The organism is Kitasatospora sp. GP30 (genome assembly GCF_029892145.1).
Lineage (GTDB): Bacteria > Actinomycetota > Actinomycetes > Streptomycetales > Streptomycetaceae > Kitasatospora > Kitasatospora acidiphila.
This window is the reverse complement of the sequence record NZ_JARZAH010000005.1, coordinates 376,769-400,692: the sequence shown is the minus strand read 5'-3', so window position 1 is coordinate 400,692 and position 23,924 is coordinate 376,769. Positions and strand designations below refer to the sequence as shown.

Annotated in this window: 27 protein-coding genes; 9 read left to right on the top strand and 18 right to left on the bottom strand. The window is 73.3% G+C overall.

The annotated features are described in order from the left end of the window. Positions 1–53: 53 nt before the first annotated feature. Positions 54–341 (top strand): hypothetical protein, encoded by a 288-nt coding sequence (locus P3T35_RS11640; protein ID WP_101384636.1) that lies wholly within the window; start codon positions 54–56, stop codon positions 339–341. Positions 342–396: 55 nt separating this feature from the next. Here P3T35_RS11640 and P3T35_RS11635 read toward each other — a convergent pair whose 3' ends face one another. The 4 genes from P3T35_RS11635 to P3T35_RS11620 all read right to left on the bottom strand — a co-directional run bounded on the left by P3T35_RS11635 (position 397) and on the right by P3T35_RS11620 (position 3,208). Further along, positions 397–1,020, bottom strand: coding sequence for a TetR/AcrR family transcriptional regulator (locus P3T35_RS11635; protein WP_101384635.1), 624 nt, complete (start codon positions 1,018–1,020; stop codon positions 397–399). A 9-nt stretch (positions 1,021–1,029) separates the two neighbouring features. Then, positions 1,030–1,677 (bottom strand): hypothetical protein, encoded by a 648-nt coding sequence (locus P3T35_RS11630; protein WP_101384634.1) that lies wholly within the window; start codon positions 1,675–1,677, stop codon positions 1,030–1,032. Then, positions 1,620–2,483, bottom strand: coding sequence for a DUF2306 domain-containing protein (locus P3T35_RS11625; RefSeq protein WP_101384633.1), 864 nt, complete (start codon positions 2,481–2,483; stop codon positions 1,620–1,622). The genes P3T35_RS11630 and P3T35_RS11625 overlap by 58 nt, the downstream gene beginning before the upstream one ends. A 209-nt stretch (positions 2,484–2,692) precedes the next feature. After that, entirely contained in the window at positions 2,693–3,208 is a 516-nt protein-coding gene (locus P3T35_RS11620) for a helix-turn-helix transcriptional regulator (protein ID WP_101384632.1), read from the bottom strand. Between the two features lie 215 nt (positions 3,209–3,423). Between P3T35_RS11620 and P3T35_RS11615 the strand changes: the two genes are divergently transcribed. From P3T35_RS11615 to P3T35_RS11600, 4 genes are all read left to right on the top strand, one after another. Then, positions 3,424–3,570, top strand: a complete 147-nt coding sequence (locus P3T35_RS11615; protein WP_180356830.1) for a hypothetical protein — start codon at positions 3,424–3,426, stop codon at positions 3,568–3,570. 49 nt (positions 3,571–3,619) lie between these two features. After that, a complete protein-coding gene (locus P3T35_RS11610; protein ID WP_101384631.1) occupies positions 3,620–4,384 on the top strand; it encodes a crotonase/enoyl-CoA hydratase family protein in 765 nt (254 codons plus the stop codon). Between the two features lie 103 nt (positions 4,385–4,487). Beyond that, positions 4,488–5,990: a dienelactone hydrolase family protein gene (locus P3T35_RS11605; protein ID WP_101385592.1), complete on the top strand. Its 1,503-nt coding sequence runs from the start codon at positions 4,488–4,490 to the stop codon at positions 5,988–5,990. A gap of 90 nt (positions 5,991–6,080) precedes the next feature. Then, positions 6,081–7,088, top strand: coding sequence for an NADP-dependent oxidoreductase (locus P3T35_RS11600; RefSeq protein ID WP_280705691.1), 1,008 nt, complete (start codon positions 6,081–6,083; stop codon positions 7,086–7,088). A gap of 7 nt (positions 7,089–7,095) precedes the next feature. Here the strand turns inward: P3T35_RS11600 and P3T35_RS11595 are convergent, their stop codons facing one another. Then, positions 7,096–7,830: an SDR family NAD(P)-dependent oxidoreductase gene (locus P3T35_RS11595; protein ID WP_101384630.1), complete on the bottom strand. Its 735-nt coding sequence runs from the start codon at positions 7,828–7,830 to the stop codon at positions 7,096–7,098. Between the two features lie 115 nt (positions 7,831–7,945). Between P3T35_RS11595 and P3T35_RS11590 the strand changes: the two genes are divergently transcribed. After that, positions 7,946–8,881 carry a LysR substrate-binding domain-containing protein gene (locus P3T35_RS11590; protein ID WP_280705687.1) on the top strand — a complete coding sequence of 312 codons (936 nt, stop codon included), beginning with the start codon at positions 7,946–7,948 and terminating at the stop codon, positions 8,879–8,881. Positions 8,882–8,963: 82 nt separating this feature from the next. After that, entirely contained in the window at positions 8,964–9,377 is a 414-nt protein-coding gene (locus P3T35_RS11585) for a VOC family protein (protein ID WP_101384628.1), read from the top strand. A 25-nt stretch (positions 9,378–9,402) separates the two neighbouring features. On the opposite strand, the gene P3T35_RS11580 is transcribed toward P3T35_RS11585, so the two are convergent. From P3T35_RS11580 to P3T35_RS11535, 10 genes are all read right to left on the bottom strand, one after another. Next, the gene (locus P3T35_RS11580; RefSeq protein ID WP_101384627.1) at positions 9,403–10,242 is read right to left on the bottom strand and encodes an alpha/beta hydrolase; all 840 of its coding nucleotides are present in this window, start codon (positions 10,240–10,242) and stop codon (positions 9,403–9,405) included. Next, positions 10,239–10,826 (bottom strand): TetR/AcrR family transcriptional regulator, encoded by a 588-nt coding sequence (locus P3T35_RS11575; RefSeq protein ID WP_101384626.1) that lies wholly within the window; start codon positions 10,824–10,826, stop codon positions 10,239–10,241. Before P3T35_RS11575 ends, P3T35_RS11580 begins: the two co-directional genes overlap by 4 nt. 93 nt (positions 10,827–10,919) lie before the next feature. Further along, positions 10,920–11,297 (bottom strand): ATP-binding cassette domain-containing protein, encoded by a 378-nt coding sequence (locus tag P3T35_RS11570; protein ID WP_101384625.1) that lies wholly within the window; start codon positions 11,295–11,297, stop codon positions 10,920–10,922. Positions 11,298–11,389: 92 nt separating this feature from the next. Beyond that, positions 11,390–12,520 carry a TerD family protein gene (locus P3T35_RS11565; RefSeq protein ID WP_101384624.1) on the bottom strand — a complete coding sequence of 377 codons (1,131 nt, stop codon included), beginning with the start codon at positions 12,518–12,520 and terminating at the stop codon, positions 11,390–11,392. A gap of 119 nt (positions 12,521–12,639) precedes the next feature. Beyond that, positions 12,640–12,837 (bottom strand): hypothetical protein, encoded by a 198-nt coding sequence (locus P3T35_RS11560; RefSeq protein WP_280705682.1) that lies wholly within the window; start codon positions 12,835–12,837, stop codon positions 12,640–12,642. Positions 12,838–13,189: 352 nt separating this feature from the next. Then, positions 13,190–13,915 (bottom strand): YcnI family protein, encoded by a 726-nt coding sequence (locus tag P3T35_RS11555; protein ID WP_101384622.1) that lies wholly within the window; start codon positions 13,913–13,915, stop codon positions 13,190–13,192. Between the two features lie 65 nt (positions 13,916–13,980). Continuing rightward, on the bottom strand, positions 13,981–14,667 hold the full coding sequence (locus tag P3T35_RS11550) for a hypothetical protein (protein WP_143677039.1): 687 nt from the start codon (positions 14,665–14,667) through the stop codon (positions 13,981–13,983). 40 nt (positions 14,668–14,707) lie between these two features. Beyond that, complete coding sequence (gene fxsT / locus P3T35_RS11545; protein ID WP_180356829.1) at positions 14,708–18,283, bottom strand: FxSxx-COOH system tetratricopeptide repeat protein; 3,576 nt, start codon at positions 18,281–18,283, stop codon at positions 14,708–14,710. A gap of 302 nt (positions 18,284–18,585) precedes the next feature. After that, positions 18,586–19,425, bottom strand: a complete 840-nt coding sequence (locus P3T35_RS11540; protein ID WP_101384619.1) for a class I SAM-dependent methyltransferase — start codon at positions 19,423–19,425, stop codon at positions 18,586–18,588. A gap of 32 nt (positions 19,426–19,457) precedes the next feature. Further along, a complete protein-coding gene (locus tag P3T35_RS11535) occupies positions 19,458–20,180 on the bottom strand; it encodes an ABATE domain-containing protein (protein ID WP_101384618.1) in 723 nt (240 codons plus the stop codon). Between the two features lie 93 nt (positions 20,181–20,273). On the opposite strand from P3T35_RS11535, the gene P3T35_RS11530 reads away from it, so the two are divergent. Further along, positions 20,274–21,017 carry an MBL fold metallo-hydrolase gene (locus tag P3T35_RS11530; protein WP_101384617.1) on the top strand — a complete coding sequence of 248 codons (744 nt, stop codon included), beginning with the start codon at positions 20,274–20,276 and terminating at the stop codon, positions 21,015–21,017. 3 nt (positions 21,018–21,020) lie between these two features. Here P3T35_RS11530 and P3T35_RS11525 read toward each other — a convergent pair whose 3' ends face one another. Continuing rightward, complete coding sequence (locus tag P3T35_RS11525; protein ID WP_101385590.1) at positions 21,021–21,773, bottom strand: class I SAM-dependent methyltransferase; 753 nt, start codon at positions 21,771–21,773, stop codon at positions 21,021–21,023. Positions 21,774–21,820: 47 nt separating this feature from the next. Continuing rightward, positions 21,821–22,378, bottom strand: coding sequence for a hypothetical protein (locus tag P3T35_RS11520; RefSeq protein WP_101384616.1), 558 nt, complete (start codon positions 22,376–22,378; stop codon positions 21,821–21,823). 158 nt (positions 22,379–22,536) lie between these two features. Between P3T35_RS11520 and P3T35_RS11515 the strand changes: the two genes are divergently transcribed. Then, positions 22,537–23,385, top strand: coding sequence for a DUF6585 family protein (locus P3T35_RS11515; RefSeq protein ID WP_143677038.1), 849 nt, complete (start codon positions 22,537–22,539; stop codon positions 23,383–23,385). Here P3T35_RS11515 and P3T35_RS11510 read toward each other — a convergent pair. Next, on the bottom strand, positions 23,382–23,858 hold the full coding sequence (locus P3T35_RS11510; protein ID WP_101384614.1) for a VOC family protein: 477 nt from the start codon (positions 23,856–23,858) through the stop codon (positions 23,382–23,384). The genes P3T35_RS11515 and P3T35_RS11510 overlap by 4 nt on opposite strands. Positions 23,859–23,924: the final 66 nt, after the last annotated feature.

Sequence of the window (23,924 nt, the reverse complement as noted above, 5' to 3'; positions counted from 1 at the left end):
TCGGCCAGGCACTCGGCGAAGGCTCGCCCGGGCCGCTGCTGTTCGTCATCGAGGTGGGCATCGCCTCGGGCGGCTTCTTCGCCTTCTGCATGTTCTGCAACAGCGTGCTGCGGATCGCGGCGCCCAGGAGGTCAGGTCATCGGTGGCGGGCGGCGATCCGCCGGGCCGCCGTCGCGGCGGCACTCGCCGTGCCGGTCGCCACCGGCCTGCGGGACCCGCTGCAGCGGGTGGTCGGCCCGATCGACACGCTCGGCGAGCTGGCCGGACTGCTCCTCGGCGCCGCACTGCTCACCGGGTCAGCCACCTTCGCCGCCACCCTCGGCCGTCGGCAGCGCAGTTGACGATCCACCAGGAAGGGAGTCACCCTCGGTCGCCAGCAGCACAGTTGACGAAACGTCAGGATGGCAGCGGCGCCGTCGGCGGCGGCTGCGGCAGTGGGTGGGCGCCCTCGGGGCGCAGCCCGTCGAAGATGATCCCGAGGTAGCGGCGCCACAACTCGGGGCTACCGGCCCGCAGCGGCTCGGCGACGTGCCCCGGAGCGCACATCAGCAGCACCACGTCCGGCCCGGTCACGTCCGCCCGCAGGACCCCGGCCGCGCGGGCCCGGTCGACCAGGGCGTAGGCGGCCTGGAACATCCGCTCCCGGGCACGGGTGACCTCGGGCTCGGCGAGCGCGGTCTGCGCCGCCGCGAACAGGAAGGAGAGGTCGCGCTCCTGCTGCTGCTCGATGGCCACGCCGAGGAACTCGAGCAGCGCCTGCTCCGGGTCGTCCGCACCGGCCAGCGACTCGCCGAGGGTCGCCAGGACGTCGAGGCGGCTGCGGACGATCGCGGCGAGCAGGTGGTCCTTGGTGGCGAAGTGCCGGAAGACCGTGCCCTTGCCCACGCCCGCGCGCCGCGCTATGTCGGCGATCGAGGCGTCGATGCCGTGCTCGGCGAACTCGGCGGCCGCCGCGGCGAGCAGCAGGTCGCGGTTGCGGGCGGCGTCGGCGCGCAACGGGCGCGGGGCGGACGTGGTCATCCCCTCACCCTAGCCGTTCCCCCCTGGCGCCCCGACCGGGCCGTCGGGGCGGGCAGGCCCGACCGGGCCGTTGGAGCGGGCCGACTCAACCGAGCCGTCGGGGTGAGCCGGCTCGACCGGGCCGCTAGGACTGGCCACGCCCGCCTGGCCGTTGGGGCCGGTCGTCCGCTGGGCCAGCAGCCGGTACCCGATTCCGCCCGACGCCAGCAGGCCGGCCAGCATCACGATCAGCGAGACGCCGGGCCCGGACGCCCAGTGCACCTCGCCGGCCCGGCTGCCGAGCAGCACGCCCGCCACCACCGCCACCCCGGGCAGCGAGAGCAGCGCCGGGCGCAGCCTGGCCAGATCGTCCTCGACCAGTCCGCCGAGCACGCCGACTCCCAGCGCGAGCGCCCAGACTCCGAGGGCCTGGGCGTCCGCGCGGTCGACCCGCCAGGGCAGCAGGGCTCCCCAGAAGCCGGGCACGGCCAGCAGGCCCGCGCCGATCCCGAACCAGGAGGAGCCGAGCAGGGCCAGGAACGGCTTGGCCCAGCCCGGTATCGGCACGGTCCGCTCGCGCACGGGGGTGCCGGGCGTGAGGTACTGCAGCAGCAGGCAGATCACCGCGCCGAGGGCCAGCAGGGCGAGCACGCCGACCCAGCCGAGACTGAACAGCACCAGCCGAGGTACTGCGAGCTGATCCAGCCGAGCCCGGCCGCACCCACCAGTTGGGCGGCCACCAGCACCGGGACGGGCGCCCAACTGCCGGTCAAGCCCGGTAGGTTGGATCGCCGATCCAGGAACCGGGAGGCGACCAGGGCCCCGAAGACCACCACCGAGCCCAGGTGCATGACGGCGATCCGGTTGATCTCCGCCACCGACAGCCCGGGGAAGACGAAGGGCAGCACCATCCACTCCAGCCGGAGCAGCGGCGCGGTCATCAAGTAGCCGTAGCAGAGCAGCATCCAGCGGTGGTGCAGGTCGGGCCGGCGAGTGAGGGCGGCGATGACGCCCATGGTGGCGCTGAGCACGGTTCCGACCAGGATGGTGGCGAGCACGATCCAGAAGGTCGGGCCGCTGAAGGCGCCGGCCGGCCGGGTGCGCAGCAGGTAGTCGGCGGCGCCGGCCATCGAGGCGTAGACGGTGGCGGTGAACAGCACGCCCATGGCGCGGTGCAGCCGGATCCGGCGCCGTACCGCGCTGAGCAGTTGGGCCGGGCCGAGCACCATCAGCAGGCCGCCGAGCACCGAGTGGACGACCATCGCGGTCAGGCTTTGGCGGTAGGGCCCGATCCGGTCGGCGAAGGCGGCGGAGACGTACCGCTGGGAGACGGTGTGGGCGAGCAGCCGCTGTCCGATCGCGGGTGCGCCGGGATGCGCGTAGGGCCACAGTTCGGTGGCGGCGATCGGCGCGTAGCCGAGGCAGAGCAGCACCAGGGCGAGCAGAGCCACCCGAGGCCAGGCGATGGTCCGGAGCCGGTTCACGACAGCACCCCTTCAATAGTCCTGTCTGGACTATCGAGGAAGGTAGCGCCGGGCCCGGCCGGGCTCAACGGGTCGCGGGCCGCCGGGTGTTCGGCTGTTCAGTTGTCCGGCTGTCCGGCTGTCCGGCTGTCCGGCTGTCCGGCTGTCCGGCTGTCCGGCTGTCCGGCTGTCCGGCTGTCCGGCTGTCCGGCTGTCCGAGTGGAGGGCCGTCAGGGTTCGCGCCGCTCGACCCACTGCCAGAAGTCGACCATCATCCGCTCGTAGCGGATGCCGAACTCCAGCGCCTCGCGCTGCCCCCGGGTCAGCTGGTCGCCGACGCTCTCGGCCAGGCCCTCGTACTCGGCCAGGGTGGCTTGGTGCTCGACCATCTGAGTGGGCGCCAGCACCTTGGGCCGGCCGCCGAACCAGAGCTTGAGGATGCCGCGTTCGCGGGCCTCCACGGGCACGAACTCCGGGTCGGCCAGCCATTTCGCCAGCGCTTCGCGCCCGGCGTCGGTCAGAGCCAGCACCCGCCGGTTGCGTCCGCCCTCCTGCCGCACCTGGCAGACCAGTCCCGCATCGGTCAGCCGCTCGCACTGTACGTACACCTGCGCGTGCGGGACCGACCAGAACGGCGCCACGGTGCGCGCCGCCTCCACCTTGACGTCGTACGGGCTGGCCTCGCCCAGGCTGTCGATGATGCCGAGCACGAGGTAGGAGGGCGTGGTCAAGCGGGTCTCTGCCATGCGGCGACCGTATCGCGGGGTGCTTGGCGGCGAGACGGCAACCGATCGAAGCGCCTTACCGGGACACCGGAAACGCGGAACCGGGAACAGCGTTCGAGGAGCGCCGTCCCGATCCCTTGCATGACGCCCGAGAGCACGATTGGATCACCTGGGCACCACAAGTCACCTCATTCACTGGTGACTTCACTCTTCTTGCAACAGTCACGGGGGTCACCATGAAGAAGGTTCTCGCCTTGCTGATCGGCACCGCCTGCGGGCTCGTCCTCGCGCTGGGCGGCACTGCCTGGATCGCGTCGTCCGCGCCCGCCGCGGTCGTCAGCACGACGCCGCAGGGCGGCGGCGTCGGCCAGGGCTGCTGCTGACCGCCGGTAGCCTCGGGAGGCCCGGTACCTGACTTCCAGGAGGCAGTTGATGGCAGTGCAGCTCGAACGGCGCGGACCGGTCACGGTGATCAGCCTCGATCGACCCGAGGTGCGCAACGCGGTCGACGCCGAGCACGCCGCGCTGCTCACCGAGGCGTTCCGGTCCTTCGACGCCGATCCGCGGGCGGCCGTCGCCGTGCTGCACGGCCGCGGCGGGACCTTCTGCGCCGGCGCCGACCTCAAGGCGGTGGCGCGCGGCGAGGTGGTGGTGGGCGCACCCGGCGAGGGACCCGCCGGGATGGGGCCCACCCGGCTGCGGCTGGGCAAGCCGGTGATCGCGGCCGTGGAGGGCCACGCGGTCGCCGGCGGCCTGGAGCTGGCGATCTGGGCGGATCTGCGGGTGGCCGCGCCGGACGCGGTGTTCGGGGTGTTCTGCCGCCGCTGGGGTGTGCCGCTGATCGACGGCGGCACGGTCCGGCTGCCGCGCCTGATCGGCGAATCCCACGCTCTCGACATGATCCTCACCGGGCGGCCGGTCGGGGCCGAGGAGGCGCTGCGGATCGGCCTGGCCAACCGGCTCAGCGCCCCCGGTGCGGCGCTGTCGGAGGCGGTCGCGCTGGCCGAGCAGTTGGCCGGCTTTCCGCAGACCTGCCTGCGCCAGGACCGGTTGTCGCTCTACGAGCAGCACGGCCTGCCGCTGGGGCAGGCGCTCGCCAACGAGTGGCGGCGCGGCGAGGTCTCGCTGGCCGCCGACACGGTGGCGGGCGCCAGCCGCTTCGCCCAGGGCAGCGGGCGGCACGGGGCGTTCGAGTAGCGGGCGGCACGGGGCGTTCGAGTAGCGGCAGTTCGTACCACCGTCATGGCTGAACCTCCCGCACGGGGAGTTCCTATGCTCCCGCCGAGCAAGGAGGAGCATGATGATCGCTTTTGTCCTGGTGTCCGAGGCCCACACCGGCGGCTGGATCTGGCGCGAGACGGCGGACCGGCTGCGGGCGGCCGGCTTCGGCGCCCATCCGGTGACGCTCACCGGACTCGGCCACCGCCGCCATCTCGCCGGTCCGGACACGGATCTGGCCACTCACGTCGAGGACGTGGTGCAGCTGATCGACCATCTGCCGGAGGAGCAGGTGGTGCTGGTCGGCCACGGCTACGGCATCCACCCGGCGGTGGGCGCGGCCGACCGGCGTCGCGAGCGGATCGCCCGGGTCGTCTACCTGGATGTCGGGCTGCCGCGCGACGGCGCGCCCGCGCTGGCTCTGGTGCCCGACCACACCCTGCACGACCGGCTGCGCGAGGATCCGCAGGCCGGCCCGATCCCAGCGCCGGCCCTGGACCAGTGGTCGCGCTGGGGCAGCACCGCCGGGGTGCCGCTGCCGGCCCTGGAGCGGCTCACCCGGCTGGCCGCCCCGCAGCCCGTGCGCACCCTCACCCAGCCGCTGCGGCTCGGCGCCCCGGATCAGCGGATCCCGGCGACCACCGGCGTCCTGTGCAGTGCCAACGGTTCGACCATTGCCATGCTGGAGACCCGACTGGGCTTCGGCGACCCGCAGTTGCGGGCTCTGGTCGATCCCCGGGTGACCTTCTTCGAGTTGGACACCGGCCACTGGCCGATGCTGTCCTGCCCTGGGGAGCTGGCGGACACGCTCCGTCGGGCGGCGGCCGACGAGGGCCATCGGCTGACCCTGCCCGCCGAGCCCGACCGGCCCGCGGAGTTCCTGCTGCCGGTGCCCGAGCGGCCCCGGGAGCGGATCGGCCGGGTCGACCTGTATCCGCCCGACGGCGCGTCAGCGGAGCCCCACCCGGCGGTGGTCTTCGTGCACGGCGGGCCGGTTCCCGAGAGCATGCGGCCGACACCGAGGGACTGGCCGACCTTCATCGGCTACGGCAGCTACGCGGCGAGCCTCGGCGTGGTCGGGGTGACCCTGGACCACCGGCTGCACGAGCCGGCCGATTTCGGGCGGGCCGCGCAGGACGTCGCCGAGGCGGTGGAGCTGGTCCGGGCGGACCCCCGGGTCGATCCGGACCGGATCGCGCTCTGGGCCTTCTCCGGCGGCGGACTGCTCACGGCGGACTGGCTGGCCGCTCCCCCGCCGTGGCTGCGCTGCCTGGCCGCCTCCTATCCGGTGTTGGCGCCGCCGCCGAGCTGGGGAGCCGTCGACTCCCGGTTCCGTCCGGTGCAGGCGGTGGTGAAGGCGGGCCGGCTGCCGCTGGTCCTCACCCGGGTGGGCCTGGAGGACCCGGCGTTCGCGGCCACCGTCGGGGAGTTCCTGGCCGCCGCCGAACAGTGCGGCGCGGACGTCGAGTTGGTGGACCTGCCCGGCACCCGCCACGGCTTCGAGACCACGGACCACACCGAGGAGGCCCGCGAGGGCGTGCGGCGGGCGATGGCGGCGGTGCTGGCCCGGCTGACCGAGAGCTGACCCCCGGCTAAGTTGACCACCCGGTCCGGTTGTCGTAGCGTCAGCAACCTGACCGGGTGGTCCGGTTGGCAGGTTCTTGGGGGATCCCACGTGAACGATGTGATGACGGCCGTGATCGCGCGCGACTACGGCCCGCCCGAGCAGTTCGCCCTTGCCGAACTGCCGATACCGCACCCGGGGCCCGGGCAGCTCCAGGTGCGGGTGGCCGCGGCCTCGCTCAACCCGGCGGACCTGGTGCTGCCCGGCGGGGACTTCCGCGACACGCTGGAGCTGCCCTTCCCGCACGTCCCGGGCAACAACTTCGCCGGAACCGTCACCGAGGTGGGGCTGGGCGTCACCGGGTACGCGGTGGGCGACGAGGTGTTCGGGCTGGCACTCCCCCGGGTGCTGCGCCCGATGGCGGACCCGGCGCGCCCGAGCCTGGGCACCGGAATGCTCGCGCGGTACGCGGTGGTCGAGGCGGACACGCCGCTCATCGCGCACCGTCCGAGCGCCGTGTCCACCACCCAGGCGGCCGCGCTCGCCACCGCCGGCCTCACCGCGCTGGCGCTGCTCGCCCAGGCCGAGGTGCTACCCGGCGAACGGATCCTGGTGGTGGGCGCCGGCGGCGGGGTCGGCACCACCCTGCTGCCGCCGCTGGCCGCCGCCGGGGCGCACGTCATCGCGACCGGCACCGCCGAGGAGACCGCGCTGCTGCGCCGGCTGGGCGCTACGGAGGTCATCGACTACCGGCACGCGGACGTTCCGGCGGTGGTGCGCGCGAGCCATCCCGACGGCGTGGACGCCGTGCTCAACCTGGTGCTGCCCAGCGACCGGCTCACCGGGCTCGGCAGCACCCTGCGCGCCGGCGGCCGGCTGCTCACCATCACCTTCCCGCCGCCCGGCGAGGACGCGGCGGGCCGACCGGACGTCACCGTGACCCTGGTCCTCGACATGGCGGGCCGGCTCGCCACCATGCGCGATGTCGCCGAGGAGGCCGCCGCGGGCCGGCTGCGCGCCACCGTGGGCCGCAGCTACCCGTTCGCCGAAGCGGTGGCCGCCTGCACCGACTTCGCCCGGCGGCACACCACCGGCAAGCTGGTGGTGACGCTGGACTGACGGACCGTCACCAGGGCACCGGGCCGTCGTCGTCGAAGAAGCCGCCGGTCGGGCCGTCGGCCCCGGGCGGCAGGGTGGCCAACTCCACGGCGATCGCCGCGCCTTCGGCGGCGGTGCGGGTGATGGTGTGGGCGAACGACAGTCCCTGGACGAAGTCGGTGGCGCAGGCGCCCGGGGCCACCGCGTTGACCAGGATGGCGTCCGCCCGCAACTCCTTGGCGTACTGCACGGTCAGTGCGTTGAGCGCGGTCTTCGAGGGCGCGTAGGCCACGAACGGCGGTCGGCCGCCGGCGGCCGTCGCCTGGTCGCTCAGACAGGTCAGCGAGCCGAGTCCACTGGAGACGTTGACGATCCGGCCCGCCGAGGAGCGGCGCAGCAGCGGCAGCAGCGCGTTGGTAACGGCGAGCACGGCGACCACATTGGTCTCGAAGACCTCGCGCAGCACAGCCGGGTCGGTGGCGCTGGGCAGTTGGCCGTCCCGAGGGCCGGAGATCCCGGCATTGTTGACCAACACGTCGAGTCGGCCGAACCGTTCGGTGATCCAGGCGGCCGCGGCCTCCCGATCGCCCGGATCGGTGACGTCCAGGCGGAGTTGGTGGACCCGGCCGGCCGGCGGCTGCCAGTCGGCGCGTGGCGTGCGGACACCCATCAGGACGGTGCAGCCGCGGTCGGCGAGTTGGGCGGCGATCTGGTAACCGATGCCTCGGTTGGCACCGGTCACCAGGGAAATGGTCTCGTTCATGGCTCAACTGGACCATCGGGGCGGCAGCATCGGCCAGACCGTCTCGGGTATCGCTCGATACCCTGGCCGACCACCGCGCCTTTCGGCTGCTCGGTTGCCGTGCGAGGATCGGTGGGTGGAACGCGTCGAAACCCGGGAACTGGCCTACTTCCGTGCGGTGGCCGAGGAACTGCACATCGGGCGGGCGGCCGCCCGGCTGGGGATCGCCCAGCCGCCGCTCTCCCGGGCGGTCCGGCAGCTGGAGCGCCGCCTCGGTGTCGAGCTGCTGGTCCGGCACTCCGGCGGGGTGCGGCTCACCTCGGCCGGCGCGGTGCTGGCGCGGGAGGCGGTCAGCGTGCTGGAGGCGGCCGAGGCCGCGGTGCGGCGCACCAAGCGGGCGGCGGAGCGGGACGCTCGGCTGGTGGTGGCGCTGAAGCCGGGCGGGGACTCCGATCTGCTGCCCGAGATCCTGGCGGCCTATCCCGAGGACCCGGCCGCCGTTCCGGTCGAGATCAAGCTCTGCGACCAGGACGAGCGGGTGGCCGCGCTGCGGGACGGCTCGGCGGATGTGGCGTTCCTGCACCATCCGGTCGAGGACTTCACCGGTCTCGATGTCGAACCGCTGCTGGAGGAGCGACTGTTGGCACTGCTGCCGAGCAGCCATCGGCTGGCGGACCGTCAGGAGCTCCACCTGGCCGACCTGGTGGGTGAACCGGTCGCCCGCTGGCGCGGCCGGCCCGCGCTCTACGGCGATGGGCCCGAGGTGCGGGACGCCGCCCAGCTGATGCAGCTGATCACGCTGGGCCAGGCGGTGGCGGTGGTGCCGGACTCGGTGCGCAATCACATGCGCAGCGGCCTGGTCTGCGTCCCAGTCTGCGACGCACCGCCGGCCACCGTGGTGCTGGCCTGGCCGGAGCGGAGCACTTGCCCGGCGTTGGCGGCCTTCGTCCGGGTGACGGCCAAGGTCGCGGCGCGTCGGTTGCCCCGACCTGCGGCGCTGGGTAGAGTCGGGCTCGTGACTGCCGGGTCGGCCTTGGGCCACACACGAGTTGGGTTCCCGGCCTCGGCGTGAGCGCGAGGCGGGCCAGGGCCCCGCCACCTCCAGGTTCTGTTCTTCGCTTTCAACAGCACTCCCAGACCTGGAGAATTCTGTGATGACTGCTCAGCAGCCGCAGGTGCCCGTCAGCACCGTCCAGTTGAACCACACCGTGGTCCTCGCCTCCGACCGTCAGCGTTCGGCCGAGTTCCTCGCCGGGATCCTCGGCCTGGAGATCAGCGCGCCGTTCGGCCCGTTCCTGCCCATCGACCTCGGCAACGGCGTGACCCTGGACTTCTACGAGATGCGCGACCAGCCGGTCCAGAGCCAGCACTACGCGTTCCTGGTGCCTGACGACCAGTTCGACGCGATGATCGCCCGGCTGGAGGCGGCCGGGGTGACCTACTTCGCCGACCCGCACCACACCGAGCCCGGCAAGGTCAACGACTGGTTCGGTGGCCACGGGGCCTACTTCACCGACCCCGACGGCCACAACATGGAGATCCTGACCCGGCCTTACGCCCGGCCGTAGCCCCGGCCCCCGGCGGCCGCCCGGCTCAGCGCAGCGTCCGGTGCAGCAACTCGGCGAACTCCGCAGGGTGCTCGACGCTGCCGAGGTGGCCGCCGGGGAACTCCACCAGCGCGGCGTCGAGCAGTTCGGCGAGCCGGGCGGCAGGGCCATGGAAGGCGGGGAGCCCGCGCGAGTCCCGGCCTGCTGCGAGCACCAGCCGGTCGGCGACCGGGTGCAGCTTGTCCAAGTCCAGTGCGGTGGTGGCGAACTGATGGAGCATCCGCTCCATGAAGACCGGCATGTTGGCGGCCATCCGCGGGGCCATCTCCTGGATCTCCGGCGGCAGTTCGGTGGCCGCCCGATCGTCCTGCCCGGCGTCGTCGGGCTGTTCGCCGCCCAGCCCGGCGCCGAGGTGGGCCATGGCGGCGGCCGGCCCGGCGGTGCGCGAGAGTTCGGCGGTCTCGGCGAACAACGTCCGGAACGGGGCGGGGTCGGCGAGCAGTTCCAGCAGCGGCGGCTCGTGGGCCACCACGCGCCGCACCCGCTCGGGGTGGCGGGCCAGCAGGTCGAGGGCCACGATGGCGCCGGAGCTGCTGCCGAAGACGGTGGCGGGCTCGTCGGGCGAGTACAGGTCGAGGAGCCGACGGGCGTCGTCACTCCACACCTCCACCCGCTGGTCGGTGAGCGGGCCGTCGAGCGGGCTGCGGGAGAGCCCGCGCGGGTCGTAGCAGACCACCGTCCAGTGTGCGGCGAGGCGTTCGGCCAGGCCCGCGTAGAGGCCGGCATCGCCCGCGCCGCCGGGTATCAGCAGCAGCACCGGGCCGGCGCCGCGGTGCTCGTGGTGCAGGGTGGCGCCGGGGACCTTGAGCTGGTCGGTGGTCGTCATTCGGTGCTCCCGGTGGGTCGGGTCGGCCAGTTGGAGAGCGCCACATGGAGCGCGTCGAGGGATCGGGACCAGGACTGCTGCACGGGACGGCTGTGCGCGAAGCCCTGGTTGAGCTCCAGTTGGATGTAGCCGTGGAAGGCGGCGCGCAGCAGCCGGCCGGCGTCGGTGAGGTCGGGCTCGGCGAGGCCGTAGGCGCGCAGCACACCGAGGGTCAGCTCGACGCCGCGCCGCCCGCCGACCGAGTCGGCGACCTCCTCCGGGTCGAACTGCAGCTGGGTCGCGGCGTACCGGCCCGGGTGGGCCAGCGCGAACTCGCGGTAGGCGTCGGCGAAGGCGATCAGCGCGTCCTTGCCGGCCCGGCCGGCCACGGCGAGCGCGATCTTCTCGCTCATCTCCTCGGCCGCCAGCAGCGCGATCCGCACCCGCAGCTCGCGCAGGTTCTTGATGTGGGAGTAGAGGCTGGCGTCCTTGACGCCGAACTGGCGGGCCAGGGCGGAGACGGTGAGCCGGTCGAGGCCGACCTCGTCGGCCAGCTGCGCGGCCGCCTCGGTGAGCCGGGCCGCGGTGAGCCCTACGCGTGCCATGCGCTTCCCTTCCTAGGATCTCTAGGAAGAAAGCTAGCATGCCGTACCGCCGGGCTCCACCGTGGGGACAGAGCCCGGTGACGCGCCGTCGGATCAGGCGGCGGCCGGCCGCTGGCCCGGGATGGCACGGTCCCGCTGCAGGTCGAGCAGCTCACGGAAGAGCCCGGTCGGTTGCTCGGCCAGCTCCTGCCAACTGCCGCTCTGCACGATCCGCCCCTGGTCCAGCACGATCACCCGGTCCGCGAGCGCCGCGTTGGCGATGTTGTGGGTGACCAGCAGGGTGATCCGGCCGGGTGCGAAGCCGCGCAGGGCGTGCAGGATCCGGTGCTCGGCGCGCGGGTCGAGGTCGGAGGTCGGCTCGTCCAGGATCAGCAGCCCGGGGTTGAGCGTCGAGCGGTAGAACGCCCGGGCGACCGCCGCGCGCTGCCAGCCGCCGCCGGAGAGTTCGGCGAGTTGGTAGCAGTGGATCACCGAAGCAGTTCAGCGGTGGGTCCGACGACAAAGGAGCGGCAACCGGCAGGCCGGTCACCGCTCCTTGCTCGAAGACTCGCGAGACTTCGCGCTCAGAAGAAGCCGTCGTCGTCATCCTCGTAGTAGTTGTTGACCACGACCTCCGGCCGGTCGTCGCTGAACGCCTCGTCCAGCAGCACCCCGCCGAGCACGCCGGCCACGCCCGCGCCGATCAACGCCCCGGTTCCGTAACGGCGTTGCTGGTCCGGCGGCACCTGGCCGTGCTGCGGGTAGCCCTGCTGGTAGCCGGCCAGCCGGGGGTCGGCGTGCTGCGGGTAGCCCTGCGGGGCCTGCTGCGGGTAACCGGCCTGCTGCTGCGGCGGGGTGTAGAACGGCGGGACCGTGGTCTGCACCCGCTGGGCACAGACGGCACACGCCTGGATCTGCCGGGGCACACCCCACTGCGGCGTCCAGATCACTGCCGTTCCACCGGCGCCGTGCGAGGGGTCGAAGAAACACGTCACGGGTGAACTCCCAGTCATTGCTTGCTCGGTGGCCGCCGCCGGCGGCGGCACGGGTGCGGTGGCCGGAGGAGCCGCCGCGGTGGCCGCGGCCGGCGGGTCCGGTGCTGCCGGCACGGCGGCGGGCACCTGGTCGGTGGGCGCTGCGGCGGCCGGCTGCAGCGCCACCACCCCGTAGTCGGCGGCGATCCCCGCGAGCCCGCTGGCGTAGCCCTGGCCGACCGCGCGGAACTTCCAGTCCCCGCTGTGCCGGTAGAGCTCGCCGAACACCATCGCGGTCTCGGTGCCGGCCTCGTCCGCCAACTGGTAGCGGGCGATCTCCAGGCCACTGCCTGGGTCGGTGATCCGGATGTACGCCGACCGCACCCGCGCGAAGCTCTGCCGGCGCTGCGCCGCCTCGTAGAGCGCGACCGCGAAGACGATCCTCTCGACCTCGGCCGGCACGGCGGTCAGCTCGACCTCGATCCGCTGCCGGTCACTCGCATCGCCGTCGGCGGCCGGGCCGCCCAGGTGCCAGACCGAGCCGTCGGGGCTGCGCAGGTTGTTGAAGAAGACGAAGTGGCGGTCGGACAGGACCCGCCCGTCGCGGTCGCAGAGCAGGGCGCTGGCGTCGAGCTCGTACGCCGGATCGGCCGTCCACCCCAGCCCGACCAGCACCGTGCCAAGGCCCGGCGCCTGCCGACCCAGGGAGACGTTGCCGCCCTTCGTCAGCGCCACACTCATGGACACTCCTCCGTCATGATCCCGCATGCTCCCGTTCCCCGGCCGCTGCCGGGTCCGTGTCGCCGATAACGCGATATCCGGGAGATCTGGTTCCCGGATCCAGGGTGTGGCTCCCGAAATCAGGGTTTGATCAGGGTCACCAAGTCCTCCTCGGACCTCACCTGTCGCGGCACTCCGTTCACCAGGACCACGGCCAGCGTGACCGAGTCCGACCACTCCATCACCAGGCGGTCGCCGCCCCGGACATACGCGTTCCGCCCCCACACGGCGCCGCGCGCCGCCAATTCCGGAAACTCCGCGAGCCCCGGCGAGAACACCCGCGACCACCCCGCAGCCGTAATCTCCGCATCCCAGAACCCAGGCCCAGCAAGCATCAAACCTCCTTCACGCCTCGCACACACTACTGCCCCGACAAAATGAAGACGCAGTGGCCGTCGCGAGGCGCGACCAAGAGGAGGAGCGGCCTAGCGGGTCACATCGTCGCCCGGGCGGCTCCGGCCGAAGCTCAATCGACGGCCGCTGGGAACGTGCCAGGTAGCTGGATACCGTCTGCTGGTACACGTCGAGCGGGCATCGGGAGCAACGGCTGTGTAGGTGCCGGGCGCCAGATGCCCGGGTCACCGGGTGTTGGGGCGGCTGCCGGGGCCGGGGCCCCGGCAGCCGGTCGACTCACTTGCCGTCCGCGGTCCGTCCGCGTCGGCCCATCAGGACGGCGGCGGCGACGCCCAGCGCGCCCACCACGATGCCCACGATGCCGAGGGTCCGCGCGGTGGAGTCGCTGTCACTCGCCGAGGCCGCGGCCGGCTTGGCCGAGGAGACCGGCGCGGCGGCCGGGCCGGCGGAGGCGCCCGCCGCGGTGAGGTGCAGCACCGGCGCCGGATGCTCCGGCGCGGGCTGGCCGGCCTTCTGCTCGTCGATCCAGCGCACCACGCTGCCGTCGCTGTAGGTCTGCAGGGCCTTGAACACCACCTGGTCCGTGCCGTCCGGCAGCGCGCCGAAGTCGACGGTGAAGTCCTGGTAGTGGTTCGGGGTGATCTGCCCGCCGGTCCAGACGATCTGCGACACCACGTCGGTGATGTCGCCGTCGTCGGTGTGGATCGGGGTGGCCAGCTTGGTGGTCTGGATCTGGTCGGTCCAGCCGGGCACGGGGGCGACCAGGGCGGACGGGATCGGGTGGTCGGTCGGGAAGTCGATCTCCACCTTCACCGTGTTGGCGTTGTCCTGCTCGTTGGGCACCCGGAAGGCGAAGGTCTGGTCGGTGGCGTTCGCCGCGACGGTGGACGGCTGCACGGTCACGTGCGCGGACGCGGGCAGCGCGGTGAGCAGCACGGTCGCGCCGGCCAGGGCGAGGGCGGCGGTGCTGCGGACGGTGCGGGTGTGGCGGGTTTTGGACATGGGGGTACTCCGATTCGGCTGGCTGTGGTCGGTCGGCCGGGTCGGCTCGTGACGGCGGGTGCCGTTCAGCGAGCCGCCGCCACCGGTGGACCACGCCTGACCACCACGTGCCGCAGCGCCACCGCCCCGGGTCGGCGCGGCGGCCGCGCCACGGCCGAAGTCCTGACCGCGCCGGGCGTCCCGGTGGCACGCCCGGCGGTGAGCAGCGCCAGCACGGTGTCCAGCGCTGCCGCGCACCGCCGGGTCGCCTCGACTGCCGCCCGGGTGGCGCTGCCGGCCAGGTGCCAGAGCACCGCCTCGCCGCGGCGCAGCCACCAGCCGGCCGCGGCGGTCGCGAGCAGATGGCCGATCAGCATGCCCGGGGTGATGCCGAATGCGGCGTGACTCAGTGGCGCACCATCGGACATGCCAGGCATTCCGGGCATACCCGGCATTGCGGGGGCAGTTGGCGCGTCCCGTACCGCCTGGGCGAGGGCGAAGAGCAGGTGCAGCACCAGCTGACCGCCCGCCAGCCCGCCGGTGATCGCCCGCAGACCGCGCTCCCGGCGCGCGCCGTGGATGGCGGCCGCCAAGGCCAGCAGCCACCCGAAGAGCATCGCCGGCCAGGGAATCGCGCTGCCGGAGCCGAGCAGGTGCCCGCCGGCCGCCAGCAGCACGCAAACCGTCGCAAATGGGACGGCCCGCAGTACGCGCAGGTCCAGCGCGGCAGTTCGCAGCGCCGCCGGCTCGGCTGTGGTCCCGGGGGCAGTCATGGCCCGCACAGCATAGCGACGCACCGGCCGGCCCGACCCGCTACAAGTCGCACAAGTCCAGGTGTGCCGACAGCCGCTCCCCCGCCGCCACCGCCCGGGTCAGCGGATGGCCGGCCCCCAGCGCGGCGGTGGCCTCGCGGGTGCAGGCGGCGGTCAGCTCGGCGGCCTGGTCCTGGTGCCCCAGCGCGGCCAGGTCGAGGGCGAGGTTGGCGCGCGCCGTGAGGACGTCGTAGTGCGAGGGCCCGAACGCGGTGACGAGCAGGCGCGCGGCCCGCCGCCCCAGGGTGACCGCCCGGTCCGGATCGCCCCGGTCGGCCAGTGCGGTCGCCTGGTTGACCAGGGCCGGGCCCAGGTAGCAGTGCTCCGCGCCGAGTGCTTGGGTCAGCCCGGCCACCGCCGCGTCGGCCAGCGCCCTGGCTTCGCCGGTGCTGCCGGCGCCGCGCAGGTGAACGGCGAGGTTGGCGGCCAGTCCGAGGGCGATCGGGTGGTCGCCGCCGTAGTGGTCCTGGCCGGCCCGATGGGCGAGCGCAGCGGTCCGCACGGCCGCCGCCACGTCGTCCTGGGCGTGCCGGACGGCTGCCAGGGTGTTGGCCGCCGAAAGGGTGTACCAGCTGCTGCGGCCGATCATCTCCAGGAAGCCCTCGTGTGCCGCGTAGGCGAGCTCACCGGCCTCCTCGTACCGGGCGAACCGGTAGTAGGCCGCGGCAAGTCGGGCGCCGGCGAACAGGCCGCCGGTGTACCGCCTGCTGACGGTGCGCCGGTAGGTCTGCACGATGACTTCCAACAGCTCCAGTGCCTCGCGCAGCCGCCCGGTCTTCTGCAGCGCCATGCCGTAGGTGGTGGCGTCGACCAGGGCGCGCGGATCGGTGGGCCCGAACAGGCGGCGCTGGCCCAGGTAGCCGCGCCGGTAGAGGTCCAGCGCCCGCCCCCAGTTGCCGGCCAGCGCCTCGGAGACGCCCAGGTTGTGCGTCATCATCACGACCCGCGGATGGGTCCGGCCGAGCGACTGCTCGCCCGCCTCCAGGCTCTCCTGGTCGAGCACCCGGGCTTCCTGGAGCCGGCCGAGCATCCGCAGGTCGCAGCCCAGGTTGCTGGCCGCGATCAGGGTCTGCAGATGCCGGGGGCCCAGCTCGCGGCGGAACCGGTCATGGGCAGCCCGGTCGATGGCGTAGCTCTCCTGGAACTCGCCCTGGTCGCGCAGCACATTGGCGAGCTGCACCCGCAGCATCCCGGCGTACAGGCCGTCGGACGGCACCCGTCCGCCGTCCGGGCTGGCCTCGGACCAGCCCTCCAGGGTGCGTTCGGCCAGCTCCCTGGCCTCCTCGCCGAGGCCGGTCTTCCACAGGTGGCGCACCGCGTTGACCAGCAGTTGGCGCACCTCGGCCTCGCCCGAGTCGGCGGCGCCGCTCGGCCACAGGTGCGGCAGCAGTTCGGCGAAGGCCTGCCAGGTGTCGGCGGCGTCCGGGTCCTGCGGGGCCACGGCGGCGAGCGCAAGTTGGGCGGTGCGGCGCAGCTCGCCGCGGCGCTCCTCGGGCACCTGGTCGCGGACCACGGCCTGGACGAGTCGATGGACGGTCAGTGACTCGCGGCCCGCGTCGGCCCTGGCCAGGCCGGTGCGGTGGATGGTGCGGACCAGTTCGCCGAGTTCCAGCCGGGCGCTGAGCGGGTCGCGGCCGAGCCCCAGGCGGTGCAGCAGCGGCGGGCTGAACAGCAGGGCGGTGGGGATCGGCTCCGGGCCGAAGTGCGCGCAGACCTCCAGCAGGTCGGCGGCCCGGGCGTTGCCGCGGCGCAGCTCCTCCAGGGAGAGCAGCCAGGTGGCGGCGACCGACCGCGGGTATTCGGCCTCGGGCAGCCGGGTGCGGTCCAGGATCTCGGTGAGGGTGACGGAGAGCAGGTCGAGGTAGCCGGCCACCGGCATGCCGCTCTCCTGCAGCCAGGCGGCGGCCTGGGCGATGGCCAGCGGGAGGTCGCCGAGCTGGCCGGCGACCTGGCCGGCCGACTGCTCGCTGAGCCCGGGGTTGTGGCGGCGCAGCAGCCGCAGGCTCTCGGAGCGGCGGAAAACGCCGAGTTCGAGCACGGCGGCGCGCCGGTTCCAGCCGGGGTCCCGGGAGGTGATCAGCACATGGCCGCCGACCGGGCCGTCGAGCAGCCAGCGGGTGAGCTGCTCGGGCGGGCCGGCGTTGTCCAGCACCAGCAGCCAGCGCCGGTAGGGCTCGCCGCGGTGCAGGGCGGCGAGCACCCGGCCGGCGGTGTCGGCGCTGTCGTCGCCGGTTTCCAGGCCCAGCCAGGGGGCCAGCGCGGCGAGTTGCGGGGCGAGGTATTCGACCTGCTGGGCGGCGATCCACCAGATCAGGTCGTAGCCGGCCCGGAAGCGGTGGGCGTATTCGGCGGCGGTCTGGGTCTTGCCGACGCCGCCCAGGCCGGTGACCACCTGGACGGTTCGGCCGCCGCCGGTGAAGCCCTCGCGCAGCGCCTCCAACTCGCCGTCGCGGCCGGTGAACGCGGTGTTGCGGGCCGGGACGTCGAGCACCTCCGGTAGCGCGCCGGGGTGCCGGGCGGGCTCACCGCCGGTCGGTGGTGCGGCAGTCGGGAGCCGGCCGACGGCGGTGGCGAGGCGGGCGGTGGAGTCGGCGGCGGTGCTGCCGACCAGGTCGCCGACCGGGCGCTCGGCGAACAGCCTGGGCAGTGGGCCGTCCAACTCCCTGACCCGCAGCGGCACCAGGGCGCTCACCCCGCGGGCCACCTCGTGTCCGGCCAGGGCGCGCCAGAGTTCGGCGGCGCGGGGGTGGCGCAGGTAGTCGCCGGAGAGCAGGGCGACCACCCGGCCCTGGCCGGCCAACGTCCAGTCGATCTCCTCTGACGGTCCGTCAGTGCTCCGGCTGAGGCTGTGCAGTGAGCTGCGGTAGCCGAGCGCGGTGAGCTCGGCTACCGCCCACTCCGCCCACATCCGTTCGGCGGGCGCGTAGCTGACGAAGAGGTGGCTCGGGGGCGCCGGTGTGTCCGCCACCGGTTCGCTGGGCGCCGGAGGGGACGGCTCGACGGGGAAGACGCCCTGCAGTTCGCGCAGGTTGAGCCCGGACAGGCTGGGCAGCCGGATCCGGCCGGCGGCGCGGCTGACCCGCTCGGCCAGCACCTCGATCACGCGCCGGCAGTCGGGCCCTTCGGGCTCCTCGGCGAGCAGTCGGCGCAGCCCCAGCTCCGCATAGCGCTCGCCCATCGCGGGCTCCCGGTACTGCACTTCGCCGACCGGCTCGGGCGGCCCGCCGGGCACGGGTTCCCAGAGCACCGGCAGCAGCGCGCCGGGATCCCATCCGGTCTCCCGCTGGTAGGCGGCGGTCCTGGCCCGGAACGCGGTCCACTCCTTGCCGCAGTAGACGCTGGCGAAGTAGGCCGGCGAATACAGCGCCACCAGCGCGCGGCAGCCGCTGATCGCCTGGCTCAGCTTCCGCTCCCAGTCCGCCCCGAGGAAGATCTCCTCCACGTCCCGGAACGACGGCTGCCGCCCCGCCTCCGGATCCCGCCGGGCCAGCTCGGCCCGCAGGTCCTGGTAGAACCTCGCGATCACCGCCCCGTCGTCGTCCGCTCGCGCATAGCTGAGAAAGAAGTACGACTCCACCCCGCCTCCCACCGCACCGGGCCATCAAGTGTGGCCCAGCACGGGCGACTTGCGTAGGGGTCGAACCGTGCCTAGCGCATCGGTCGGAGGCCGGACGGCAAGGTTCGCTGGTAGACGTCCCATTGGAGACCGGCCAGGCCTGCATCCGCAGTCGGTGCGGCAGGTCGGCGCCGGGCGGCGGAGGCCGTGCCGCCACCGCCGCAGCCCGCCAACGCCAGCACGGCCAGTCCGACCACGGCAGACCTGTGCCTGAACACCATGCCACCCCCGAAGCCCGGCACATCGTACCTATCATCCTTGGCTCAGCGGTGCGCGTGCACCAGCAGCGCGGTGTGCGGGAGGCTCAACAGGCCCTCAGAGTCGGTAAATTCCTGGCTGATGCGGTCGAAGTGCCGCCTGACCTCGGCCCGGGTCTGCTCGCGCTGGGCGAGCAGCAGCTGTCCGATGAAGCCGACGCCGCCGGCAGCGCCGTCCCACCAGCCCTGCGGGGTGGTCCGGTGGGTCCAGTGCAGGACGTCGGTCGCCGCCTCGCGCAGGCCGGCCGCGGTCAGCAGGGCGGCGAGGCCGTCGGCCGTGCGAGGGAAGTCGAACTCGGCGGAGACCGGCGGCAGATGGGCGGGCCGGGTCAGTCCAGCCGCCTCGACGGCGCGGCCCAGCAGTGCCTGCCCGGGTGCCGCGGGCGCGGCCCAGATGGTGAGTGCGAGCCGACCGTCGGGCCGCAGTACGCGCCGCAGCTCGGCCAGCGCCGCAAGCGGCTGCCCGACGTGGTTGAGTACGAAGTTGCCCGCCACCGCATCGAACGTCTCGTCGGCGAAGGGCAGTTCAGGCAGCACGGCAACCTCGGCGGCGGCCAGTCCGGGAACCGCCGCCCGGGCGAGCTCGACCATGCTCGGCTCGGCGTCCACCGCTGTGACGGCCGCGCCGCGCTCGATCGCCGCGGCCGCCACCGATCCGGTCCCGGTGCCCACGTCCAGCACCCGGTCCCCGGCGGCCACTTGGGCCGCGTCCAGCAGCGCCGGCACGGTGTGCGCGCACAGCGGCGCGAAGCTGCCGGCGAAGGCCTCGGCCCGGCCGGCCCAGGCCTGCCGCTCGTATGCGTCGAACGGAGTGGGGTGGGCGTCGGGTTGCGGGAGGCTTCGCATGCGCCCGAACCTAGCGCCCGGGTGACGTCCTGTCACTCCCCCGCCGTCTTGGCCTGCTGGGTGCGGCGGGCGTACGCACGGGCCGCGCGCACCCGGTCGCCGCACCGCACCGAGCACCAGTGCCGGGCAGCATGCGTGCGCACCAGGAAGCGGTTGCAGGGGGTGGCGCTGCAGGCGGCGAGGCGCTCGCCGTCCGGGCCGGTCAGCAGCTCGGCCGCGTCGGCGGCGATCGCGGCCATGGCGTGTTCGGCGACCCGGTCGGCCGGGTGGGCCGGGGCGCGATAGGGCCCCTGGGCCTCGTCCCAGTGCAGCAGCGAGGCCGCGGGCGCCGTGGTCAGCGCGGTGTTGACCGTGCGCACCGCCTCGAACGGGGGCGGCGTGCCGTCGATCCGGGCAGCGAGCAACACCCTTAGCTGGGCACGGAGTTCGCGCAGCCGTCCGGCGCAATACTCGTAGAGCACGGCGTCGTCGGGAGCCAGCTCGCGCTCGATCAGCCAGCGGGTCGCCGCGTCCGGCGTGGCGAGCAGGTCGAGGCGGCCGGCGCGCGAGGTGAGCTCGCTGTTGGCGAAGTCGAGCGCGACGTGCTGCTCCGCGCCCGGCGCGGGCGGTAGCGGGGCGGGGTCAGCGGTGCCGGTCTGTCTGGTGACTGCCGGTCCGGTCGCGCTCTGGCCGTTCGCGGTCTGGCCGGTCGCGGTCTGGCCGTTCGCGGTCTGGCTGGTGGCTCCGGGGGATCCGGTGGCTGCCCTGTCTCTCATGGCTCTCATGTTAAACCTTGCGCTTCTCCGTGAGGACAGGCTAGTTTCTCTCACGTCAAACCTCGGACTTTCCCGTGAGGAGAACCACCAGCCATGGCTGACATCCGCGTCTTCGGCGGCCCGACCGCGCTCATCGAGTTCGGCGGCCTGCGCTTCCTCACCGACCCGACCTTCGACCAGCCCGGCCACTACCCGGTCGGCGGCAACCGCGTGCTCACCAAGACCGCGCCGACCGCCATCACCCCTGCCGAGCTCGGCCCGGTCGACGCCGTGCTGCTCTCCCACGACGAGCACCCGGACAACCTGGACACCTCGGGCCGCGCCTTCCTGGCCACCGCGCCCCTGGTGCTGGTCACCCGCGGCGGCGCGGGCCGGCTGGGCGGCACCGCACGCGGCCTCGCGCCCTGGGAGTCGGTGGAGCTGCCCCGCCCGGACGGCGGCACGGTCACCGTCACCGCCGTGCCCGCGCAGCACGGGCCGGACGGCTGCGAGCCGGTGACCGGTGAGGTGATCGGCTTCATGCTGACCGCCGCCGACCTGCCGAACGTCTACGTCAGCGGCGACAACGCCTCGCTCGCGGTGGTCAAGGAGATCGCCGACCGGTTCGGGCCGATCGACACGGCGATGCTGTTCGCCGGCGCCGCCCGCACGATCCTCTTCGACGGCGCGCTGCTCACCCTCGACAGCCCCCAGACCGCCGAGGCCGCCGCGCTCCTGGGCGCCCGCCGGGTGGTCCCGGTGCACTTCGACAGCTGGGGCCACTTCACCGAGGGCCGCGAGGCGCTGGAGGCGGCGTTCGCGGCGGCCGGGCTCGCCGACCGCCTGGAGTTCTGCTGACGATCAGTCGGTCCGGCCGCTCTTGCGGGCGACCGTGATGATCTCGCGACTGGCGGCGGTGATCGGTGAGCGGTCCCAGTCACCGTACTGGGCCTCGATCTCGAAACCCGCCGCCACCAGGAACCCGTTGAGCGCCGCCAGGTCGAGGAACCGCAGCCTGGCGTGCTCGACCAGGAGCACCGTGCCGTCCGGATCCGCCACCGTGCCGTGGAACGCGACCACGTCGTCGACCACGGAGTCGACATCGTGCCAGACCCGCACCGCCCGCCCGGCGTGGTCGACGAGATCGGCGACATCCTCCGGGTTGGTGTGCCGCCACCCCTCCCAGGCCCGCGCCTGGGGATGCCGGGTCTCGAACACCAGCCGGCCACCCGGGCGCAGCGCGCCGTGGATCCCGGCCAGCGAGGCGCGGAGTTCGTCGTCGGCGACGATGAACTGGAAGGCGTGGCCCATCATCGTCGCCAGCTCGAAGCCGCTGCCGGGCTCCGCCTGCGCCGCCGTGCCGTCGATCCACTCGATGTCGGTGCGGCGGCGGGCCCGGTCCAGCGCGGCGCGGTCCGGGTCCAGGCCCGCCAAGCGGCCGCGGTGCCCGCGGTCCCGGGCCAGGTGCAGCATCGCACCCGTGCCGCACCCGACGTCCAGCACCGACTCCGCGTCCATCACCAGCGAGTAGTAGAAGGCGTCTGAGGGGTAGGAGTCGGGGTCCCAGGGGTTCAACAGATCGTAGAGGGCGGCAGCGTCCGCTTCTGAGTACATCGGCACAGTGTCGGCGATCTGACAGGCCGCCGACAACTGGTTTCCCGTCAACTGGCCTGGAAGTCCCGAGCCTTGAGCTTTGCCATCCGTCCGTCCTGATGCTGGAACACCACGCCCTCCGCGCCGGAGGCGGCCGCGAGGTCCAGCACCAGCCGGCGCAGCGAGTCGAAGTCCCGCACCGGGGTGGGCACCACCTCGGCAGCCGCATGCCGCAGCAGGGTGTGGGAGTCGCACCGCTCCGGGTTCCCGTTGATCTTGGGGCCAACCAGCTCGTAGGTGCCCGGCTGCCAGTCGCCGCCGCCCGCCAGCGCCTCCGCGTGGAACGCCGCGAAGGACGACTGCGCCATCGGCTCCCAGCCCTGCCTCTTGCCGGTGACCGGGTCGGTGTCCACGGCCAGGTAGCCGGCGGGTGCGGCCCTGCCCGGCCGGACCTCGCGGCGGGCCCACCAGTCGCCGTGCTCGTCGAGCATCACGCAGGTGCCGTCGTACTTGCGCGTTGCTGTGCCCTCGCCGGCGAGCACCCACTCGCAGCCGGGGTTGACCTCGGCGGTGACGGACCGCCGGTCCTCTGGGTCGCGCGCGAAAAGCGTCGGGATCTTGCGCATGCGGGGGCCTCATTCAGGCTGGTCAGGGGCGGTCAGGACCGGGCCATCGTGCCGGAGGCGGCGACGTTGCCGAAAGTGAATTAAGCCGCGACGGATTGCAGTCGTGCGGCTGCAACCGGCAGTGTGTCGGCGGCGTCCTGTCGGGCGACGGTCGACTGGTGACGATTGGTGAGGGAGACGGCATGGCGGGGGACTTCGGCGCGCGGGCCGAGCAGGCCGGGCTGGGCGCGTTCCGGGGGGCGTTCCAGCCCGCGCGGCGGCCGACGTGGAAAGAGATGAGGTTCCGGGACAGGATCGGGCTGGTGATCCTCGTCGGTGGCCTGGTGCTGGTCGTCGTCGCGGCCGGCAGCTCGAGCCCGGTGACGGGCCTGATCGTGCTCGCGGCCTTCCTCGGGTTCCTGGGTTTGATCGTCTTCGGCTTCAAGAGCCAGACGCGCGCCAACGTCGGCCGTGAACTGCGCTTCTACGACCGGGGCGTGGCGGTGGTCGGCACCGGCGGCGCGACCATGGTGCCGTACCGCTGGGAGGAGATGTCCGTCCTGCAGGAGATCACCAAGCACTACCGCAACGGCAGGTACATCCGCACCACCTACGTGTACACGCTCTCCGGGCCGGGCGCCGAGGCCAGCCGGGTCAAGGGCGGGACGCTCGACGGCTTCGAGCGTCCGGAGGCCTGGGGCGCGGAGATCCAGCAGCAGGTGACCGCAGTGCAGCTGCCGCCGGCCCTCGCCACCATCCGAGCCGGGCTCAGCCTGGAGTTCGGCCCCTTCTCGTTGAACGCCGAGCGGTTGAGCTCGGGCGACAAGTCGGTGGCCTGGTCGGAGGTGCAGGCGATCAAGACCGAGAGGGGCTTCCTCTCGGTGAAGCAGCAGGGCCGCTGGCTGAACATGACCACCAGGGCGGTCAGCCGGATCCCCAACTTCTTCGTCTTCCGCACCCTCGCCGACCACTTGGTCGAGGCTGCCCGCAGCTCGCAGCAGCACGGCGGCGCGGGCCACCGGAGCTAGCCGCCCGCGTGAGCCTTGCGGAGGGCGGCGATGTCGAACTTGCCCATGGCCATCATCGCGCGGGTGGCGCGGGCGGCCTTCTCCGGATCGGGGTCGCCGATCATCGCCGGGAGTTCGGTGGGAACGACCTGCCAGGAGAGGCCGAACTTGTCCTTCAGCCAGCCGCACGGCCCCGGCTCGCCGCCCTCCCCCAGCTTCTCCCAGTAGTGGTCGACCTCGGCCTGGTCGGCGCAGTGGATCTGGAACGAGATCGCCTCGGAGAAGGTGAACTCCGGGCCGCCGTTCAACCCGATGAACTTCTGCCCGTTGAGCTCGAACTCGACCACCATCACCGACCCGGCCGGCCCCGGCCCGGCCTCGCCGTAGCGGGTGATGTGGCCGATCCGGGAGTTCGGGAAGATCGACAGGTAGTGGTTGGCGGCCTCCTCGGCCTGCCCGTCGAACCAGAGACAGGTGGTGAACTGACCAGTCATCGCGGACCTCCAGCGGAGTGCGGGACGCAGGTGTGATGCCACCATCCGTACCGCCTCGCACTGACA

What these genes read in the sequence shown, in the direction of transcription:
- P3T35_RS11635 (WP_101384635.1), bottom strand. Translation starts at nt 1,020, where the DNA reads ATGACCACGTCCGCCCCGCGCCCGTTGCGCGCCGACGCCGCCCGCAAC.
- P3T35_RS11620 (WP_101384632.1), bottom strand. Translation starts at nt 3,208, where the DNA reads ATGGCAGAGACCCGCTTGACCACGCCCTCCTACCTCGTGCTCGGCATC.
- P3T35_RS11615 (WP_180356830.1), top strand. Translation starts at nt 3,424, where the DNA reads ATGAAGAAGGTTCTCGCCTTGCTGATCGGCACCGCCTGCGGGCTCGTC.
- P3T35_RS11610 (WP_101384631.1), top strand. Translation starts at nt 3,620, where the DNA reads ATGGCAGTGCAGCTCGAACGGCGCGGACCGGTCACGGTGATCAGCCTC.
- P3T35_RS11605 (WP_101385592.1), top strand. Translation starts at nt 4,488, where the DNA reads ATGATCGCTTTTGTCCTGGTGTCCGAGGCCCACACCGGCGGCTGGATC.
- P3T35_RS11595 (WP_101384630.1), bottom strand. Translation starts at nt 7,830, where the DNA reads ATGAACGAGACCATTTCCCTGGTGACCGGTGCCAACCGAGGCATCGGT.
- P3T35_RS11585 (WP_101384628.1), top strand. Translation starts at nt 8,964, where the DNA reads ATGACTGCTCAGCAGCCGCAGGTGCCCGTCAGCACCGTCCAGTTGAAC.
- P3T35_RS11580 (WP_101384627.1), bottom strand. Translation starts at nt 10,242, where the DNA reads ATGACGACCACCGACCAGCTCAAGGTCCCCGGCGCCACCCTGCACCAC.
- P3T35_RS11575 (WP_101384626.1), bottom strand. Translation starts at nt 10,826, where the DNA reads ATGGCACGCGTAGGGCTCACCGCGGCCCGGCTCACCGAGGCGGCCGCG.
- P3T35_RS11565 (WP_101384624.1), bottom strand. Translation starts at nt 12,520, where the DNA reads ATGAGTGTGGCGCTGACGAAGGGCGGCAACGTCTCCCTGGGTCGGCAG.
- P3T35_RS11555 (WP_101384622.1), bottom strand. Translation starts at nt 13,915, where the DNA reads ATGTCCAAAACCCGCCACACCCGCACCGTCCGCAGCACCGCCGCCCTC.
- P3T35_RS11550 (WP_143677039.1), bottom strand. Translation starts at nt 14,667, where the DNA reads ATGACTGCCCCCGGGACCACAGCCGAGCCGGCGGCGCTGCGAACTGCC.
- P3T35_RS11540 (WP_101384619.1), bottom strand. Translation starts at nt 19,425, where the DNA reads ATGCGAAGCCTCCCGCAACCCGACGCCCACCCCACTCCGTTCGACGCA.
- P3T35_RS11535 (WP_101384618.1), bottom strand. Translation starts at nt 20,180, where the DNA reads ATGAGAGACAGGGCAGCCACCGGATCCCCCGGAGCCACCAGCCAGACC.
- P3T35_RS11530 (WP_101384617.1), top strand. Translation starts at nt 20,274, where the DNA reads ATGGCTGACATCCGCGTCTTCGGCGGCCCGACCGCGCTCATCGAGTTC.
- P3T35_RS11525 (WP_101385590.1), bottom strand. Translation starts at nt 21,773, where the DNA reads ATGTACTCAGAAGCGGACGCTGCCGCCCTCTACGATCTGTTGAACCCC.
- P3T35_RS11520 (WP_101384616.1), bottom strand. Translation starts at nt 22,378, where the DNA reads ATGCGCAAGATCCCGACGCTTTTCGCGCGCGACCCAGAGGACCGGCGG.
- P3T35_RS11510 (WP_101384614.1), bottom strand. Translation starts at nt 23,858, where the DNA reads ATGACTGGTCAGTTCACCACCTGTCTCTGGTTCGACGGGCAGGCCGAG.